The following is a 16,792-nucleotide window of genomic DNA, read 5'->3' as shown; positions in this document are numbered from 1 at the left end:
GCACTCTGAATCACTCAGATCACTTCGGCCAGGTGGCCCTTGTGCTCCAGCCAGCCCTTGCGGTCCGCCGCCCGCTTCTTGGCCAGCAGCATGTCCAGCAGGGCATCGGTCCCATCCCCCTCATCCAGGGTGAGCTGGACCAGACGCCGGGTATCCGGGGCCATGGTGGTCTCCCGCAACTGCAACGGGTTCATCTCGCCCAGACCCTTGAACCGGGTCACAGCCACCTTGCCCTTCTTCTTCTCCGCCGCAATGCGTTGCAGCACCCCCTGCTTTTCCTCCTCGTCCAGGGCATAGAAGATCTCCTTGCCCACGTCGATGCGGAACAGGGGCGGCATGGCCACGTACACCCGACCCTGGGCCACCAGCGGACGGAAATGACGCAGGAACAGGGCACACAGCAGGGTTGCGATGTGGGCACCGTCGGAGTCCGCGTCCGCCAGGATGCAGACCTTGCCGTAACGCAGGTCCTTCAGGTCCGCGGATCCGGGATTCACGCCGATGGCCACGCTGATGTCATGAATCTCCTGGGAACCCAGCACCTGATCCGGATCCACCTCCCAGGCGTTGAGGATCTTGCCCCGCAGGGGCATGATGGCCTGAAACTCCCGGTCGCGGGCCTGCTTGGCGCTGCCGCCGGCGGAATCCCCTTCCACCAGGAACAGTTCGGTCCGCGCCAGATCCTGGGCCGCGCAGTCGGCCAGCTTGCCGGGCAGGGTCGGCCCCTGGGTCACCTTCTTGCGCACCACCTTCTTGCCCGCCCGCAGCCGACGCTGGGCCGAGGAGATGGCCAGTTCGGCGATGCGCTCCCCCGCCGCCGGATGCTGGTTCAACCACAGGCTGAAACTGTCCTTGACCACGCCGGACACGAACGGTGCCGCCTCCCGGGAGGACAGGCGCTCCTTGGTCTGCCCAGCGAACTGGGGATCGAGCATCTTGAAAGACAGGATGTAGGACACCCCGTCCCAGACATCCTCGGGAGCCAGCTTGACGCCCCGGGGAATCAGATTGCGAAACTCGCAGAATTCCCGCACCGCGTCGGTCAGGCCGGTGCGCAGACCATTCACATGGGTGCCGCCCTGGGCGGTGGGGATCAGGTTCACATAACTCTCGGCCACGCCCTCGCCACCCTCCGGCAGCCAGACCACGGCCCAGTCCGCGGCGTCGGTGTCGCCGGAGATGCTGCCCATGAAGGGCTCTTCGGGCAAGGTCTCGGCCCCCTGCAGCGCCTCCATGAGGTAGTCCTTCAGGCCCGCCTCGTAACGCCAGTCACAGTGCTCGCCGGTGACCTCGTCATGGAAGGACATGGCCAGACCGGGACAGAGCACCGCCTTGGCCCGCAGCACGTGCTTGAGCCGGGGCACCGAGAATTTCGGGCTGTCGAAATATTTGGGATCGGGCCAGAAGCGCAGCATGGTGCCGGTGTTGCGGCGACCCACCTCCCCCACCACCTTCAGATCACTGAGCTTGTGACCGTCGGCAAAGGCCATGTGATGTTCCTTGCCGTCACGACGGATCCAGACTTCCAGCTTCAGGGACAGGGCATTGACCACGGAGACACCCACCCCGTGCAGGCCGCCGGAGAACTTGTAGCTCTTGTTGGAGAACTTGCCGCCCGCGTGCAGGGTACCCAGGATCACCTCCACCCCGGGACGCTTTTCCTTGGGGTGCAGGTCCACGGGCATGCCGCGGCCGTCGTCGCTGACCGACAGGGAACCATCGCCGTGGAGCACCACGTCGATGCGTCCGGCGTGGCCGGCAAGGGCCTCGTCCACGGAATTGTCGATCACCTCCTGGGCCATGTGATTAGGCCGGGTGGTGTCGGTATACATGCCCGGGCGCTTGCGCACCGGGTCCAGTCCGGAGAGGACTTCGATATCTGAGGCGGTATAGGAACTGGCGCTCATGCGCAATACTTCCGGCTGCAAAGGCGCGCCTAATGTATGAAACATCACAACAAGTTACAAGCGCGCGGCGGGAACGCCCCTTGAAACGAGCCGGTGAGCACCCCAACAATGAAAGGGCCACACCTACAACCACAGGATCTTCTACCCATGAGCCTTTCTCCCTTCATCGTCGATGTCACGGAAGCCGACTTCCAGCAAGTGGTGATCGAAGGTTCCCGCGAACACTTGGTGCTGGTGGACTTCTGGGCTGACTGGTGCCAGCCCTGCAAGATGCTGCTGCCCCTGCTCTCGGGACTGGCGGAGGAATATGGCGGCAAGTTCGTGCTGGCCAAGGTGAACAGTGACCGGGAACAGGGACTGGCCATGGAGCACGGCGTGCGCAGCATCCCGACGGTGATCTTCTACCGGGACGGCAGGCCGGTGGATCAGTTCATGGGCATGCAGCCCGAATCCGCCATTCGTGCCCAGCTGGAAAAATACCTGCCCGGCCCCGAGGCGGTCGAGCGGGAGGCGGCGCAAGCGGCTCTGGCGGCGGGGGACGCGGCCCGGGCGGTGACTCTGCTGGAGGAGGCGCTGCAAGATCATCCTGACCGGCAGGCACTGAAGATCGACCTGGCCGACGCCCTGATGCAGGCCGGACGGGTGGATGAGGCGGAAACCGCCATCAAGACCCTGCCCATGGATCTGTATGAACAGGAGGCGGTGCGCCTGCTGGAAGCCCGACTCCATTTTGCGCGGGCGGCCGGGCAACCGGAAACCCTGTCGGCGCTGGAAAAAAGACTGGCAAACGATCCGGATGACCCGGACGCCCTACATCGACTGGGCTGCGCGTTGATCCTCAAGGGAGAGCATCAGGCCGGACTGGAGAAGTTGCTCCAGCTCATGCGCAAGCACCGCAAGTATGGTGACGATGCCGGCCACAAGGGCCTGCTGGCGGCATTCGAACTGCTGGGGGCAAGACACCCACTGGTGAACGAGTATCGGCGCAGGATGATGGCGCTGATGTACTGATCCCGGCAGGACCGCTCCCACACCCACCCATCTCCCCCGCGGAGATGGGTGGGGATGAAAAAAGGATCACTGTGCCGCAGCTTTCACGTGCCGGATCATTTCCATGATGTCGCCGGCCGGACGATAGCCGGGGATCAGGTCGCCGCTTTCCAGCAGGATGGCCGGAGTGCCGTTGATGCCCATCATCTGCCCCATGATGACGTGTTCCATGACCGGCGTGTCACAGGTCTTTTCCGTGACATTCTTGCCGTCCTTGACCTGATCCATGGCCTTGGCGCGGTCATCGGCACACCAGATACCCACCATCTTGCGGAAGGTGGGGCTGCCCTCACCGGAACGGGGGAACATGGCATAACGCACCTTGACCCCCTGCTCGGTCAGCGCCGGCACTTCTTCATGCAGGCGACGGCAATAGGGGCAATCCACATCGGTGAACACGGTGATGACATGCTCGGTCCTGCCCTTGGGGGCATAGACCACCATGCCGGCTTCATCCATTTCGGTCAGCATCTCGCGCCGCCCCAAGGAGCGGGATGCCGCCGTCAGGCTGCGCCGGGTGTCCAGTTCCACCAGTTCACCATCCAGGACATACTGGCCATCCGCGCTGATGTAGAACAGCTGAGCCCCGTATCTCACCTCATAGAGTCCCTTCACCGGCGTTTCCTGAATACTGGTGGGTTCGGCATTGGGCACCAGCAGGGAGACCCGCTCCTTGAGCTGTCGCTGGATCTGGGCGTCGGCACCGGCCATGGCCGGCACCGCCAGCAGGATAACGAGGACAAGCGAAAGACCGTATCTGTACATGTGGATGACTCTTTGGTGGTGTTTGGCGATCACTGCAAATCGCAACGCTGTCAGGGTAAGACAAGGCACGGCGCCATTCGATCCCCTGGCAAGACATGAGATTCATCAAAGGGGGGCCATGGTAACGGGAACCGATGGTGGGTTCACCCCCTGGGATGATGGACGGCGTGCAGATCCTTGAGCCGCTGCGTGGCCACATGGGTATAGATCTGGGTCGTGGAGAGACTGGAATGGCCCAGCAACATCTGCACCACCCGCAGATCCGCCCCATGATTGAGCAGGTGGGTGGCAAAGGCGTGACGCAGGGTATGGGGCGAGAGGTGCTTACGGATGCCCGCGCTTTGCGCATGGCGCTTGATCAGGTACCAGAAGGCCTGCCGGGTCATGCCCTCGCCCCGACGGGTGACGAACAGGGCCTCCGACTGACCATGGCCCTGCATCAGTGCCGGCCTGCCCTCCGCCAGATAACGTTCCAGCCAGTCCATGGATTCTTCCCCCAGGGGGACCAGCCGCTCCTTGCCGCCCTTGCCCAGGGTACGTACCACCCCATGACGACGGCTCACCTGCCCCAGCCGCAGCCCCACCAACTCCGAGACCCGCAGCCCGGTGGCATAAAGCACCTCCAGCATGGCCCGGTCGCGCAGACCGTTGGTGTCCTCCACGTCCGGGGCGGCCAGCAAGGCCTCCACCTCCGCCTCGGTCAGGGTATCGGGCAACGGCCGCCCCAGCCGGGGGGCATCGATACGGGCGGTGGGATCATCCCGGATCTGGCCAGCCTGGAGCAAAGAGCCGTAGAAACGACGCAGGGTGGACAGCAACCGCGCCAGGCTCCGCGGCTTGGCCCCGGCCTCCAGGCGCAGGGCCAGATAGGCCAGCAATCGCCCCCGGTCCGCGTCGGCCAGGGAGATACCTTCCATCTCCAGATATCGGGCCAGACCGCTCAGATCGGCCCGGTAGGCCGCCAGGGTGTGCTGACTCAGGCCTTCCTGCATCCATAGTGTGTCGAGAAACCGGTCGATGACCGGCTGATCCTTGAGTCCTTCCGCCACGAATCAACCTTTATCCTCGTCCTGTTTCGATACCACCCGGGGCAGACCGTCCCCCGCCACACTCTTGAAGGCGCTCAGCAGATCCATTGGGAACGGGAAAATCACGGTGGAGGCATTCTTGTTGCCCATGTCACCCATGGTCTGCAGATAACGCAGTTGCAGGGTATGGGGGCTTTTGGCGAGGATGTCCGAAGCCTCGGTCAGTTTCACCGCTGCCTGCAGTTCCCCTTCGGCATGGATCACCTTGGCCCGCCGTTCACGTTCGGCCTCTGCCTGACGGGCGATGGCGCGGATCATGCTCTCGTTGAGATCCACGTGCTTGATCTCCACGTTGGCCACCTTGATGCCCCAGGCGTCGGTCTGGCTGTCCAGAATGCTCTGAATGTCGTCGTTGAGCTTGTCCCGCTCGGAAAGCATTTCATCCAGGTCGTGCTTGCCCAGCACGGATCGCAAGGTGGTCTGGGCCAGTTGGCTGGTGGCGTTGTTGTAGTCCTCCACCTGAATGATGGCCTTGGCCGGGTCCACCACCCGGAAATAGAGCACCGCGTTCACCCGCACCGTGACATTGTCCTGGGAGATCACGTCCTGGCTGGGCACGTCCAGAGTGATGACTCGAAGGTCCACCCGGACCATCTGTTGAATGCCGGGAATGACGATGATCAGGCCCGGTCCCTTGACCGACTGAAATCGTCCCAGAAAGAAGATGACGCCGCGTTCGTACTCCGGAAGAATCCGGATGGACATCACCAGAAAGCCGAGAATCAGGCCCAGCGGGACCAATAGTGCAGTGATCATGACGTGTACACTCCTGTCGTGATGGTCTTGTCGGAGACGGGCTCGACGGTCAGCGTCAACCCATCGATGGCCTTGACATGGATGGTGTCTCCCTTGGCCAGGGGGACATCGCAGCGGGCCAGCCAGGATTCGCTATGCACCCAGACCCGGCCGCTGCCGCCGGAAAAAGGCTTCATGACGGTGCCGGTGGCGCCGATGAGCTCCTCCCGGCCGGTGGTGACCTGACGCCTGCGGATACCCACCAGCTTGCCCAGCACCCACATCAGGAAGGCGGCGGAGACCAGGGCGGTGCCGCCCACCAGAGGCAAGGAGATATGCAGGTTGGCCTCGTCCACCAGGATGATGGACCCGACCACGAAGGCGGCGATGCCACCGAAGCCCAGAATGCCGAAACTGGGCAGGAAGGCCTCGGCGATCATGAAGACGATGCCCAGGAAAATCAGGGCCAGACCGGCATAATTGATGGGCAGTACCTGGAAGGCGTACAGGGCCAGTACCAGGCAGATGGCCCCCACCACCCCGGGGAAGATATTGCCGGGATTGGCCAGTTCAAAGATGATGCCGTAGATGCCCACCAGCATCAGGATGTAGGCGATGTTGGGATTGGTGATCACCGCCAGCAGGCGGGTGCGCCAGTCGGGTTCCAGTTCCACCAGTTGCAGATTCTCAGTGTTGAGTTCACGTTCACCCACCTCCAGCTTGACCACCCGACCATGGATCTGGCCGAGCAGATCCTCCAGACTTTCGGCCACCACGTCGATGACGTTCTTTTCCAGGGCATCGCTGGCGGTCAGGCTGACCGCCTCGCGCACGGCCTCCTCGGCCCAGTCGGCATTGCGACCCCGCAGCTCCGCCAGTCCGCGGATGTAGGCCACCGCGTCCTCCAGCACCTTGCGCTCCATGGCCGTGGCGCCACGGCGCGGCTGCGGCTTGGCTTCCTCCTTGGCCTCGGTCTCCGCGGCATCCGATTCCCGTACCTCATCCGCGGTCCCGTCGTCTGCCGTCACATCCAGGCGTTGGTCGGACTCGCCCCCAGGCCGCTCCTGGGGCTCGTCGGGCATGCCCGGCATCCCGCCCACCTGCACCGGCGTGGCCGAACCCAGATTGGTGGCGGGGGCCATGGCGGCAATGTGGCTGGCATAGAGCAGATAGGTGCCGGCGCTGGCCGCCCTGGCACCGGAAGGCGACACATAGGTGACCACGGGAACGGGCGAGGACAGAATGCCCTTGATCATGTCGCGCATCGCGGTATCCAGACCGCCGGGGGTGTCCATGCGAACCACCACCACCTCGGCATTGCGCTCCCGTGCCTTTTCCAGTCCACGCACGAAATAATCGCTGGTGGCCGGCCCGATGGCGCCCTCCACATTCAGGATCAGGGCGATCCGTCCCTCCTGTGCCTGAGTCACGAAGGCCAGCCCGCCCCCCAGGCACAGCAGCAGAAACCACAGCATCAGCCGGGCCGGGAATGATCGGAACGAACGGAAGGCTCGGATCATGGTTGTCACGACGAATGCACCTCGTACAGTGCGGCCAGGTCACGCTCCAATAGAGACTGGTCACCCAAATTGAGCTCTACCAGACGTTTGAGGTGCTGGGCACTCTCCAGTTCCATCTGGGTGATCCTAAGCCCCAGATCCCGACCTTCGATACGCTGCAATTGCACCATGAGCAGAATGTCCAGTTCCTCGGCCAGGGGCACCCGCAGATAGGCATATTCACCCAGGCGCCGCTGGGGCATGGGCCGGGCAGTTCGCACCAGCACCCCCTGCAGGGAGAGATCCACCAGCTCCACCGGGGTTTCGTCCGGCGACTCCAGGGTCATGTAGGCCACGCCCTTGAAGCTGACCCGATGAAAATGACGCCGTTCCTGACTCTGTTCTTCGCTCATGGGGTCCTCATCGCATGCCAATGGCGGGGGATCCGGTCATCCACCGACCTCCCACGAGTATAAGACCGCGCCGGGTGCTTTGCTGAAAAGCCCGCGACCGGGGCTATAATGCCCGCCCATCCCGCGGCTTCATCCATCCCCCAAGACACGCACCGACGCAGCCGGAACTTGCCATGACCGACGCCCAGACATCCGCCCCCCTCCAGCCCATCGGCATCCTGCGCCGCCTGGCCTGCATCATCTATGAGAGCATGTTGCTGCTGGCCGTGCTCATGCTGACCGCATTGGGTGCCACCCTGCTGACCGGTATCAACGAGGAACACCCCCTGTTCCCGCTGTTCACCCTGTTCACCCTGTGCGTGGCCTTTCTCTATTTCGGCTGGTTCTGGACCCGGGGAGGTGTTTCCCTGGCCATGCAGACCTGGCGCATTCAGCTGGTGGGCCGGCGGGGGCAGGCCGTGACCTGGATGCACGCCATGCGCCGTTTCCTGGTGGCCCTGCTGCAGTGGGTGGTGATCCTCGTCGGTCTCCAGGCGTGGCGCACCGGCTTGTGGCCGGTGGCGCTGGGCGTGCTGGTGGTGGTGGCCGCCGGTCTGGTCTGGACCTGGCGCCACCCGCAGAAGCTGATGCTGCACGATCTGCTGTCGGACACCCGCCTGGTGCGCCTGCCGGATCACAAGAAAACCGGGGTTTGAGCAGAACGGCTAACGCACCCGTCGCAAGGCCCACAGGGCCACCAGCAGGAATACCGTCAGCGGCAGCACGGCGCTGAGGAAGGGGGGAATCCCGTACACCAGCCCCATATGGTTGAGGGTCCGGTTGAGCAGGTGGAATCCCACCCCGATCAGGATGCCGATGAACAGTCGCTGCCCCGCACCGCCGGTGCGCAGGGAACCGAAGATGAAAGGTATCGCCAGCAGCAGCATCACCAGACTGGACAACGGGGTGGTGAAGCGGGACCAGAAGGCCAGCTCGTAGGGGGCCGACTCCAGGTTATTCTCCCGCAGATAGGTGATGTAGCGGGCCAGCGCCCAGGCGGACATCTGCCTGGGCTCCACCACGATGACGTCAAACAGCTCGGGGGCCAGCAACCGCTCCCACCGTTCCATGGCCACCCGTTCCGCCTGGATGCCCGTGGACGAGATGCGACTGCGCACCACGTCCTCCATGACCCAGACACCTTCCCGGTAGCGGGCCTGGCCGGCCTGGACCGACTCCACCAGGCGTCCGGTGTCGTCGAACCGGTAGATGCGCAGATCCTGCAGCCGCAATCCGGGCATGATGGTGCGGACATTCAGGAAGCGATCGCCATCCCTGGCCCAAAGGCCGCCACTGCCCACATGAACCTGGTCGGAATGGGAGAAGGTGCGCAGGCTCTGGGCCTGACGCTCCGCGGCCGGTGCCACCACCTCTCCCAGCAGCACCGCCGCCAGCATCATGACCAGTCCGGCCTGCAACACGGCGATGACGATGCGGTAAACGGACAGCCCGGCCGCCCGCATGGCGGTGAGTTCGCTGTTCTCGGCGGCAGTGCCCAGACTCAGCAGGGTGCCCAGCAGCACCGCGGTGGGAAACAGCTCGTAAAGGCGACGGGGGATGGTGAGTGCCGTATAGGTCACCGCCTGGATCCAGCCATAGGCCCCCTGCCCCACGTCATCCAGTTCGCCGATGAAGGTGAAAGCCACATCCAGCGCGGTCAGCACCAACAAGGCCAGCAGGGTGCCGCCGATCACCTGACGGGCGATGTACAGACGCAGGATCATCATGCCGGCACCTCCCGGCGGCGCCAGGCGATCATCAGCCAGCGCAGGCCGTAGCGATGCACCAGCAGATAAATGAGCCATATCCCCACCAGGACATGTACCCACCACATCCCCAACCAGGAGGGGGAAACCCCGTCCGCGTACCAGGACTGGGCCATGATCTGCAACTGAGCATAGACCACGTAAACCGCCACCCCCAGGGCCAGCTTGGCAAAGCGCCCCTGACGGGGCGAGGTATAGGACAGCGGCAGGGCCACCAAGGCCAGCAGCAGCATGGAGATGGGCGCGGCCAGCCGCCATTGCAGTTCGGCCCGGTAATCCAGACGCTCCGAACCCAGCAGCGTCAGGGTGGGCACGTTATCCGTGCGGTTGCGCACCGACACGGCATCGGGCTCGGGCATCCTCACCCCATGGGTCTTGAATTCGATGATGCGAAAATCCAGATCCCCCGGACTGCCCTCGTAGCGATAACCATCCCGCAGCACCAGAAAACGCTGTCCTGACACCGGGTCCACCTGTTGGGTGGCGGTGCGCGCCACCACCACCTCGGTCCGGTCACCCATGCGGCGCTGGATGAAAACGTTGTTCATGGTGCGGCGCTCATCGGCGAAGGACTCCACGAACAGCACCACGCCGCCGAAACCGGCGCGGGTGAACCGGCCCGGCGTGACACCCATGAGGTCGGAGCGCTGACTCGCTTCGGCACGGATCTGGTCCACCATCAGGGAGGTCTGGGGCGATACGAACAGGGACAGGAAGGCCAGGATCAGGGTCAGCGGCAGGGCCAGGATGAGAATGGTCCTGTACAGGCGCCCGTACCCCACCCCGGAGGCCATCAGAGCGGCCATCTCGCTGTCCTTGTAGAGTCGTCCCAGGGAGAGCATCAACGCCAGGAACAACGAGACGGGCAACAGCAGGATTAGCCCGTTGAACGTGCCCAGGATCAGGATGGGGGGCAGCACATCGCCGGGAATGCGGCCCTCGGCCGCCTCCCGTAGCAGCCGGGCCAGCACGCCGCCCATGATGATCAGCAGCAGCACCAGGGTCACGGCAAGCTGGGTGAACAGCATCTCCCGGACCAGATAACGGTCGAGCACCTTCAGGCGCATGCCGTCACCGCGGCCCCGGCGCCCCGGGCGCCTGTTGGTGAAGAGAACGGATTTTCCATAGAATGGATAAACTCTTGTCAGTCATGGGCAGGCTGATGAGCACGGCCCTTGCCCTGCCCTCACCATCCCCCACCCAGTTTCTCCCGAGGAACGGCATGGAATTCACAGTCGAAAGCACCCATCCCGCACAACAGCGCAGCGCCTGCATCATCGCAGGGGTGTTCGAGCGCCGGAAGCTCTCCGCCGCCGCCAAGGCCCTGGACGAGGCCACCGGCGGCGCCATCAGCGCCCTGGTCAAGCGGGGCGACATGGACGGCGAGCGAGGGCAGTGCCTGTGGCTGCATCATGTCCCCAATGATCTGGCGGACCGGATTTTGCTGATCGGCTGCGGCAAGGAACGGGAGTTCGGCGAAGCCGCCTTCCGCCAGGTCACCGCCGCCATGGTGGGCGCCCTGCGCCGGACCGGTGCCGACCAGGTGCATAATTATCTCACGGATCTGCCGGTCAAGGGACATGACCTGGAATGGAAGCTGGTGCAGAGCGTGCTGGTGGTGGAAGACGGCCTTTACCGATTCGATGAATTCAAGAGCGGCAAGAAATCCGACCCGCTCCCCCTCAAGCGCATGGTCCTCAACGTGGCGGACGCCAAGGACCTGGAAGCCGGCGCCAATGCCATGGCCCGGGCCTCGGCCACCGCCCTGGGCATGACCCTGACCCGGGATCTGGCCAACCGTCCCGGCAACGTCTGCACCCCCACCCACCTGGCGGAACAGGCCCGACAGCTCAAAAAGGCCTACAAGGACCTGAAGCTGGAAGTGCTGGACGAGGAAGAGATGGAGAAGCTGGGCATGGGCGCCCTGCTGGCGGTCTCCCGGGGGTCCGAACAACCGGCCAAGCTCATCGTCATGGACTACCGGGGCGGTAAAAAGGGCGACAAGCCTGTGGTCCTGGTGGGCAAGGGCATCACCTTCGACACCGGCGGCATCTCCATCAAACCCGGCGAGGCCATGGACGAGATGAAATTCGACATGGGCGGCGCGGCAGCGGTCATGGGCACCATGAAGGCCGTGGCCGAGCTCCGCCTGCCCATGAACATCATCGGTGTCATCGCCGCCGCCGAAAACATGCCCGACGGCAAGGCCACCAAGCCCGGCGATATCGTCACCACCCTCTCGGGACAAACGGTGGAGATTCTCAACACCGACGCCGAGGGCCGTCTGGTGCTGTGTGACGCCCTGACCTATGTGGAACGCTTCGATCCGGACGTGGTGGTGGACCTGGCCACGCTCACCGGCGCCTGCATCATCGCCCTGGGCCATCAGGCCTCGGCGGTACTGGGCAACCATGGTCCGCTGATCAATGAACTGCTGGCCGCGGGCAGGCACAGCGGCGATCGGGCCTGGGAAATGCCCCTGTGGGATGAATACCAGGAACAGCTCAAGAGCAACTTCGCCGACATGGCCAACATCGGCGGCCGACCGGCCGGCACCATCACCGCGGCCTGTTTCCTGTCCCGGTTCACCAAGAAGTACAAGTGGGCCCACCTGGACATCGCCGGGGTGGCCTGGAAGAGCGGCAAGGAAAAGGGGGCCACCGGACGTCCGGTGCCGCTGCTGATGCAGTTCCTGGCCAGCCGGGTGAAGGACTAGACGGCGCCCCGCGGCTCACACCATGACCCGAGTCGATTTTTACACCATCAAGAGCGATCAGCCCCAGGCCCGCCTGGCCATCACCTGCCGGCTGATCCAAAAGGCCTTCGGGCTGGGGCACCGGGTGCACGTGCACACCGGCTCCCCCGGCCTGTCACGGCAACTGGATGAGCTGCTGTGGACCTTCCGGGACGATGCCTTCATCCCCCACGGGATCAACCCCCAGGATCCGGACATGCCGGTGAGCATCGGCCATGACCGGGTCCCACCCACGGCCCGGGATCTGCTGCTGAACCTGGCCGACACCGTGCCCGAAGGCTACGAAGGCTTTGCCCGGGTGGCGGAAATCGTCAACGAGGACCCCGTGGTGAAACAGGCCGGGCGCGACCGTTTCCGCTACTACCGGGAACACGGCTGCGACCTGCACCACCACCCGCTGGGATGACCACTCCCACCGAAAAGCATCATATAATCCGCCACTTTCGCCCGCACCCAGACACAGGCACCATGGACAAGACTTACGACCCCCACGCCATCGAGCAAGCCATCTACCAGGAATGGGAGGGCCGTGGCTGGTTCGCTCCCGCGGGCGAGGGCACGCCCTACTGCATCATGCTGCCGCCGCCCAACGTCACCGGCACCCTGCACATGGGGCACGCCTTTCAGGACACCCTGATGGATACCCTCATCCGCTACCACCGGATGCGGGGCGACAACACCCTCTGGCAGGGCGGCACCGACCATGCGGGCATCGCCACCCAGATGGTGGTGGAACGCCAGCTGGCCCGGAACGGCCAGTCCCGCCATGATCTAGGCCGGGAGGCCTTCCTCGACAAGGTCTGGGAATGGCGGGACCACTCCGGCAACCAGATTCAGCAACAGCTGCGTCGTCTGGGCACCTCCATCGACTGGCACCGGGAGCGTTTCACCATGGATGCCGGCCTGTCCCGGGCGGTGACCGAGGTCTTCGTGCGCCTGTACGAGGAAGGCCTGATCTATCGCGGCAAGCGCCTGGTGAACTGGGATCCGGTGCTGCACACCGCCGTGTCCGACCTGGAGGTCATCTCCGAGGAAGAACAGGGCAAGCTCTGGCACCTGCGCTACCCCCTGAGCGACGGCTCCGGTCATCTGGTGGTAGCCACCACCCGCCCGGAAACCATGCTGGGGGATACCGCCGTGGCGGTGAATCCGGAGGATGAGCGCTATCGCCACCTCATTGGTAAAACCGTCACCCTGCCCCTCACCGGCCGCGAGATCCCCGTGATCGCCGACGACTACGTGGACCCGGAATTCGGTTCCGGCTGCGTGAAGATCACCCCCGCCCACGATTTCAACGACTACGCCGTGGGCACCCGGCACGATCTGCCCATGATCAACATCTTCACCGTGGATGCCCGCATCAACGACGCCGCGCCCGAAGCCTACCGCGGCCTGGATCGCTTCGATGCCCGTCGGCAGATCATCGCCGACCTGGAGGCCCAGGGCCTGCTGGAGCGCATCGACGATCACAAGCTCATGGTGCCCCGGGGTGACCGCAGCGGCGCCGTCATCGAACCCTTCCTCACCGACCAGTGGTACGTGAAGGCCGCGCCCCTGGCCGAACCCGCCATCCGGGCAGTGGAGGACGGTCGCATCCGCTTCGTGCCCGAGAACTGGAGCAAGACCTACTTCGAGTGGATGCGCAACATCGAGGACTGGTGCATCTCCCGCCAGATCTGGTGGGGTCACCGCATCCCCGCCTGGTACGACGAGGCCGGCAACATCTACGTGGGTGAGGACGAGGCCGCCGTGCGCCGCAAGCACCGGCTGGGGGACGAGGTACGCCTGACCCAGGACCCGGACGTACTGGATACCTGGTTCAGCTCCGCCCTGTGGCCCTTCTCCACCCTGGGCTGGCCGGAGCAGACCCCGGAACTCAAGACTTTCTACCCCACCGCGGTACTGGTCACCGGCTTTGACATCATCTTCTTCTGGGTGGCCCGCATGATCATGATGGGCCTCAAGTTCATGGGCGACGTGCCGTTCCGGGAAGTCTACGTCACCGGCCTGATCCGTGACGCGGAAGGCCAGAAGATGTCCAAGTCCAAGGGCAACGTGCTCGACCCCATCGACCTCATCGACGGCATCAGCCTGGAAGACCTGCTGGCCAAGCGCACCACCGGGCTGATGCAGCCGCAGATGGAAAAGCGCATCGCCCAGGCCACCAAAAAACAGTTCCCCGACGGCATCCCCGCTTTTGGTACCGACGCCCTGCGCTTCACCCTGGCGGCCCTGGCCTCCAGCGGCCGGGACATCAAGTTCGACCTGGGCCGCATCGAAGGCTACCGCAACTTCTGCAACAAGCTGTGGAACGCCGCCCGCTATGTGCTCATGAACACCGAGGGCCAGGACACAGGCCTTTGCGGCGGCGCGGTGGAACTGTCCCTGGCGGATCGCTGGATCACCTCCCGGCTGCAGGACACCATCGCCGAGACCCATCGCCAACTGGGAGAATACCGCTTCGACCTGGCGGCCAAGGCCCTGTACGAGTTCACCTGGTACGACTACTGCGACTGGTACCTGGAGCTGTGCAAGCCGGTGCTCACCGGCGAGGACAGCAGCGAGGCCGCCCGCCGCGGCACCCGCCGTACCCTGGTGCAAGTCCTGGAAACCCTGCTGCGCCTGATGCACCCGGTGATGCCCTTCATCACCGAGGCCATCTGGCGCCAGGTGGCCCCGCTGGCCGGGGTGACCGGCGACACCCTCATGCACCGCCCCTACCCGGTGGTGGACGAAGCCCTCAAGGATGCCGGCGCGGAACAGGAAATCGAGTGGGTGAAGACCTTCATCCTGGGCATGCGCCGCATCCGCGCCGAGATGGACATCTCCCCCGGCAAGCCCCTGCCGGTGCTGCTGGACAACTGGAAACCGGAAGACCAGGCCCGCTTCGCCGCCAACCAGGGCTTCATCCGGTTCCTGGCCAGGCCCGAGTCGGTACAGTGGCTGGAAGGCACCGAGGCCCCGGAATCCGCCATGACCCTGGTGGGTGAGATGCGCCTTTTGATCCCCCTGGCGGGCCTGATCGACAAGGACGCGGAAATCGCCCGTCTGGAAAAGGAAATCGCCAAGGTGCAGAAGAACCTGGCCCAGTGCGAGGGCAAGCTTGCCAACGCGGGCTTCGTGGAGCGTGCCCCGGCCGAAGTCGTGGCCAAGGAGCGGGAGCGGGTGGCCGAAATGGCAACGACCCTGCGGGAACTGGAAACCCAGCTGGAGAAGATCCGGCGGCTGTGAGTCCGTCGCGCTGAAAAAGCCCCTCTCCCGCCTGCGGGAGAGGGGCCTGGGGTGAGGGCCTCAAAAAGCCCAAAACCTGTCATATTCCCTACAATTCCCAGCACATCCCGTGCCCTGCCCCGAAAATTCCGTCATATTAACAGGCACTTAAAAATCCATAGAAACTGGCTCGCTCCTTGCTTGATACTCAGCACAATACCGATTCAAGGAGCCCGTTCGTGACCCGTCCCAATCTCCACCCCGACGCCGCCAACGCCCGCTACATCAGCTTCAAGGACCTGGACTGCGACGGCAACGCCCGCCGGGTCATGAGCCTGATCGAGGAATACACCGCCGATCCGGCCCAACAGTCTCCCTTCTGGGACTACTTCCTGGGCAAACGCAACCCGAAATCCGGCCCCAAACCGGACGACCTGTTCCTGATCCACGCCAACATCAACCGGATCCGCGAACTGTTCGAGGCATGCGGCGATGAAGACGCCCAGGCCCTGCTCACCTGGGTGGAGGAGGCCTGCTGCTGAGGCAGCGCTTAGACCGCTACGCCCAACTCACGCAGATAATCATCGTAGGTACCATTGAAATCCGTCACGCCGTTTTCGTTCAGCTCGATGATGCGTGTTGCCAGGCTGGAAACGAACTCCCGGTCATGGCTGACGAAAATCAGCGTGCCGGGGTAGTTCTCCAGGGCCAGGTTCAGCGCCTCGATGGATTCCATGTCCAGGTGGTTGGTCGGTTCGTCCATGATCATCACGTTGGGTTTCTGCAGGATCAGCTTGCCGAACAGCATACGGCCCTGCTCGCCACCGGAAATCACCTTGACCGATTTGAGGATGTCATCGTTGGAAAACAGCATGCGGCCCAGGGTGCCGCGCACCAACTGATCGCCGCCGAGGGTCCACTGCGCCATCCAGTCGATCAGGGTCTCGTCGTTCTTGAAGTCGTCGGCGTGTTCCTGGGCAAAATAGCCCAGATCAGCGCTTTCAGCCCATTTGACCGTGCCGGTCATCGGCGGCAGTTCATTCACCAGGGTGCGTAGCAATGTCGTCTTGCCGATGCCGTTGGGGCCGATGATCGCCACGCGCTCACCGGCCTCGATGTGCAGACTCAGGTTCTTGAACAGCGGCTCGCCGTCGAAACCCTGGCTGACCTTGTCGAGGATCACGGCCTGGCGGTGCAGCTTCCTGTACTGATCGAAACGGATAAACGGGCTGACCCGACTCGAAGGCTTCACCTCATCCAGCTGGATCTTCTCGATCTGCCTGGCGCGGCTGGTGGCCTGCCTGGACTTGGAGGCGTTGGCCGAAAAGCGGCTGACGAAGGTCTGCAACTCGGCGATCTGCGCCTTTTTCTTCGCGTTGTCAGACAGCAGACGCTCGCGGGCCTGGGTGGCGGCCGTCATGTATTCATCGTAGTTGCCGGGGAACAGGCGCAGTTCGCCAAAATCCAGATCCGCCATGTGCGTGCAGACGCTGTTGAGAAAATGGCGATCATGGGAAATGATGATCATGGTGCTGTTACGCGAGGTCAGAATCTGGAGTATCCCC

General features: G+C 63.9%; 15 protein-coding genes. 6 read left to right on the top strand and 9 right to left on the bottom strand.

The window, feature by feature from the left end; genetic code table 11:
- Positions 1 to 14: 14 nt before the first annotated feature.
- Positions 15 to 1,907, bottom strand: a complete 1,893-nt coding sequence (gene parE / locus ECTPHS_RS04915; protein WP_008931590.1) for a DNA topoisomerase IV subunit B — start codon at positions 1,905 to 1,907, stop codon at positions 15 to 17.
- A 147-nt stretch (positions 1,908 to 2,054) separates the two neighbouring features.
- On the opposite strand from parE, the gene trxA reads away from it, so the two are divergent.
- Positions 2,055 to 2,918 carry a thioredoxin gene (trxA, locus tag ECTPHS_RS04910; RefSeq protein ID WP_008931589.1) on the top strand — a complete coding sequence of 288 codons (864 nt, stop codon included), beginning with the start codon at positions 2,055 to 2,057 and terminating at the stop codon, positions 2,916 to 2,918.
- Between the two features lie 66 nt (positions 2,919 to 2,984).
- On the opposite strand, the gene ECTPHS_RS04905 is transcribed toward trxA, so the two are convergent.
- The 5 genes from ECTPHS_RS04905 to ECTPHS_RS04885 form a co-directional block, all read right to left on the bottom strand.
- A complete protein-coding gene (locus tag ECTPHS_RS04905; protein ID WP_008931588.1) occupies positions 2,985 to 3,722 on the bottom strand; it encodes a DsbC family protein in 738 nt (245 codons plus the stop codon).
- 143 nt (positions 3,723 to 3,865) lie between these two features.
- Positions 3,866 to 4,771, bottom strand: coding sequence for a site-specific tyrosine recombinase XerD (xerD, locus tag ECTPHS_RS04900; protein WP_008931587.1), 906 nt, complete (start codon positions 4,769 to 4,771; stop codon positions 3,866 to 3,868).
- A gap of 3 nt (positions 4,772 to 4,774) precedes the next feature.
- Complete coding sequence (locus ECTPHS_RS04895) at positions 4,775 to 5,566, bottom strand: slipin family protein (RefSeq protein WP_008931586.1); 792 nt, start codon at positions 5,564 to 5,566, stop codon at positions 4,775 to 4,777.
- Positions 5,563 to 7,065, bottom strand: a complete 1,503-nt coding sequence (locus ECTPHS_RS04890) for a nodulation protein NfeD (RefSeq protein WP_008931585.1) — start codon at positions 7,063 to 7,065, stop codon at positions 5,563 to 5,565. Before ECTPHS_RS04890 ends, ECTPHS_RS04895 begins: the two co-directional genes overlap by 4 nt.
- A gap of 5 nt (positions 7,066 to 7,070) precedes the next feature.
- The gene (locus ECTPHS_RS04885) at positions 7,071 to 7,457 is read right to left on the bottom strand and encodes a PilZ domain-containing protein (RefSeq protein WP_008931584.1); all 387 of its coding nucleotides are present in this window, start codon (positions 7,455 to 7,457) and stop codon (positions 7,071 to 7,073) included.
- Between the two features lie 173 nt (positions 7,458 to 7,630).
- Between ECTPHS_RS04885 and ECTPHS_RS04880 the strand changes: the two genes are divergently transcribed.
- Positions 7,631 to 8,152 (top strand): RDD family protein, encoded by a 522-nt coding sequence (locus tag ECTPHS_RS04880; protein ID WP_008931583.1) that lies wholly within the window; start codon positions 7,631 to 7,633, stop codon positions 8,150 to 8,152.
- 9 nt (positions 8,153 to 8,161) lie between these two features.
- Here ECTPHS_RS04880 and lptG read toward each other — a convergent pair whose 3' ends face one another.
- The gene (lptG, locus tag ECTPHS_RS04875) at positions 8,162 to 9,223 is read right to left on the bottom strand and encodes an LPS export ABC transporter permease LptG (RefSeq protein ID WP_008931582.1); all 1,062 of its coding nucleotides are present in this window, start codon (positions 9,221 to 9,223) and stop codon (positions 8,162 to 8,164) included.
- On the bottom strand, positions 9,220 to 10,329 hold the full coding sequence (gene lptF, locus ECTPHS_RS04870; RefSeq protein WP_008931581.1) for an LPS export ABC transporter permease LptF: 1,110 nt from the start codon (positions 10,327 to 10,329) through the stop codon (positions 9,220 to 9,222). The genes lptG and lptF overlap by 4 nt, the downstream gene beginning before the upstream one ends.
- Before the next feature lie 155 nt (positions 10,330 to 10,484).
- Between lptF and ECTPHS_RS04865 the strand changes: the two genes are divergently transcribed.
- The 4 genes from ECTPHS_RS04865 to cowN all read left to right on the top strand — a co-directional run bounded on the left by ECTPHS_RS04865 (position 10,485) and on the right by cowN (position 15,769).
- Entirely contained in the window at positions 10,485 to 11,978 is a 1,494-nt protein-coding gene (locus tag ECTPHS_RS04865) for a leucyl aminopeptidase (protein ID WP_008931580.1), read from the top strand.
- Positions 11,979 to 12,000: 22 nt separating this feature from the next.
- Entirely contained in the window at positions 12,001 to 12,423 is a 423-nt protein-coding gene (locus tag ECTPHS_RS04860) for a DNA polymerase III subunit chi (protein ID WP_008931579.1), read from the top strand.
- 62 nt (positions 12,424 to 12,485) lie between these two features.
- Positions 12,486 to 15,248: a valine--tRNA ligase gene (locus tag ECTPHS_RS04855; protein WP_008931578.1), complete on the top strand. Its 2,763-nt coding sequence runs from the start codon at positions 12,486 to 12,488 to the stop codon at positions 15,246 to 15,248.
- A gap of 218 nt (positions 15,249 to 15,466) precedes the next feature.
- Positions 15,467 to 15,769 carry a N(2)-fixation sustaining protein CowN gene (gene cowN, locus ECTPHS_RS04850; RefSeq protein ID WP_008931577.1) on the top strand — a complete coding sequence of 101 codons (303 nt, stop codon included), beginning with the start codon at positions 15,467 to 15,469 and terminating at the stop codon, positions 15,767 to 15,769.
- Between the two features lie 8 nt (positions 15,770 to 15,777).
- Here cowN and ECTPHS_RS04845 read toward each other — a convergent pair.
- On the bottom strand, positions 15,778 to 16,792 hold a 1,015-nt coding region (locus ECTPHS_RS04845), incomplete at its 5' end, for an ATP-binding cassette domain-containing protein (protein WP_008931576.1).

It is taken from the genome of Ectothiorhodospira sp. PHS-1 (assembly GCF_000225005.1).
Classification (GTDB): Bacteria; Pseudomonadota; Gammaproteobacteria; order Ectothiorhodospirales; family Ectothiorhodospiraceae; genus Ectothiorhodospira.
Note: the sequence above shows the minus strand (reverse complement) of the source record. Positions and strands in the feature narration are given on the sequence as shown.

Bases quoted from the DNA above. Each gene is read 5' to 3' on its own strand.
- parE (WP_008931590.1), bottom strand. From the start codon at position 1,907: ATGAGCGCCAGTTCCTATACCGCCTCAGATATCGAAGTCCTCTCCGGA.
- trxA (WP_008931589.1), top strand. From the start codon at position 2,055: ATGAGCCTTTCTCCCTTCATCGTCGATGTCACGGAAGCCGACTTCCAG.
- ECTPHS_RS04905 (WP_008931588.1), bottom strand. From the start codon at position 3,722: ATGTACAGATACGGTCTTTCGCTTGTCCTCGTTATCCTGCTGGCGGTG.
- ECTPHS_RS04895 (WP_008931586.1), bottom strand. From the start codon at position 5,566: ATGATCACTGCACTATTGGTCCCGCTGGGCCTGATTCTCGGCTTTCTG.
- ECTPHS_RS04890 (WP_008931585.1), bottom strand. From the start codon at position 7,065: ATGATCCGAGCCTTCCGTTCGTTCCGATCATTCCCGGCCCGGCTGATG.
- ECTPHS_RS04885 (WP_008931584.1), bottom strand. From the start codon at position 7,457: ATGAGCGAAGAACAGAGTCAGGAACGGCGTCATTTTCATCGGGTCAGC.
- ECTPHS_RS04880 (WP_008931583.1), top strand. From the start codon at position 7,631: ATGACCGACGCCCAGACATCCGCCCCCCTCCAGCCCATCGGCATCCTG.
- lptG (WP_008931582.1), bottom strand. From the start codon at position 9,223: ATGATGATCCTGCGTCTGTACATCGCCCGTCAGGTGATCGGCGGCACC.
- lptF (WP_008931581.1), bottom strand. From the start codon at position 10,329: ATGCGCCTGAAGGTGCTCGACCGTTATCTGGTCCGGGAGATGCTGTTC.
- ECTPHS_RS04865 (WP_008931580.1), top strand. From the start codon at position 10,485: ATGGAATTCACAGTCGAAAGCACCCATCCCGCACAACAGCGCAGCGCC.
- ECTPHS_RS04860 (WP_008931579.1), top strand. From the start codon at position 12,001: ATGACCCGAGTCGATTTTTACACCATCAAGAGCGATCAGCCCCAGGCC.
- ECTPHS_RS04855 (WP_008931578.1), top strand. From the start codon at position 12,486: ATGGACAAGACTTACGACCCCCACGCCATCGAGCAAGCCATCTACCAG.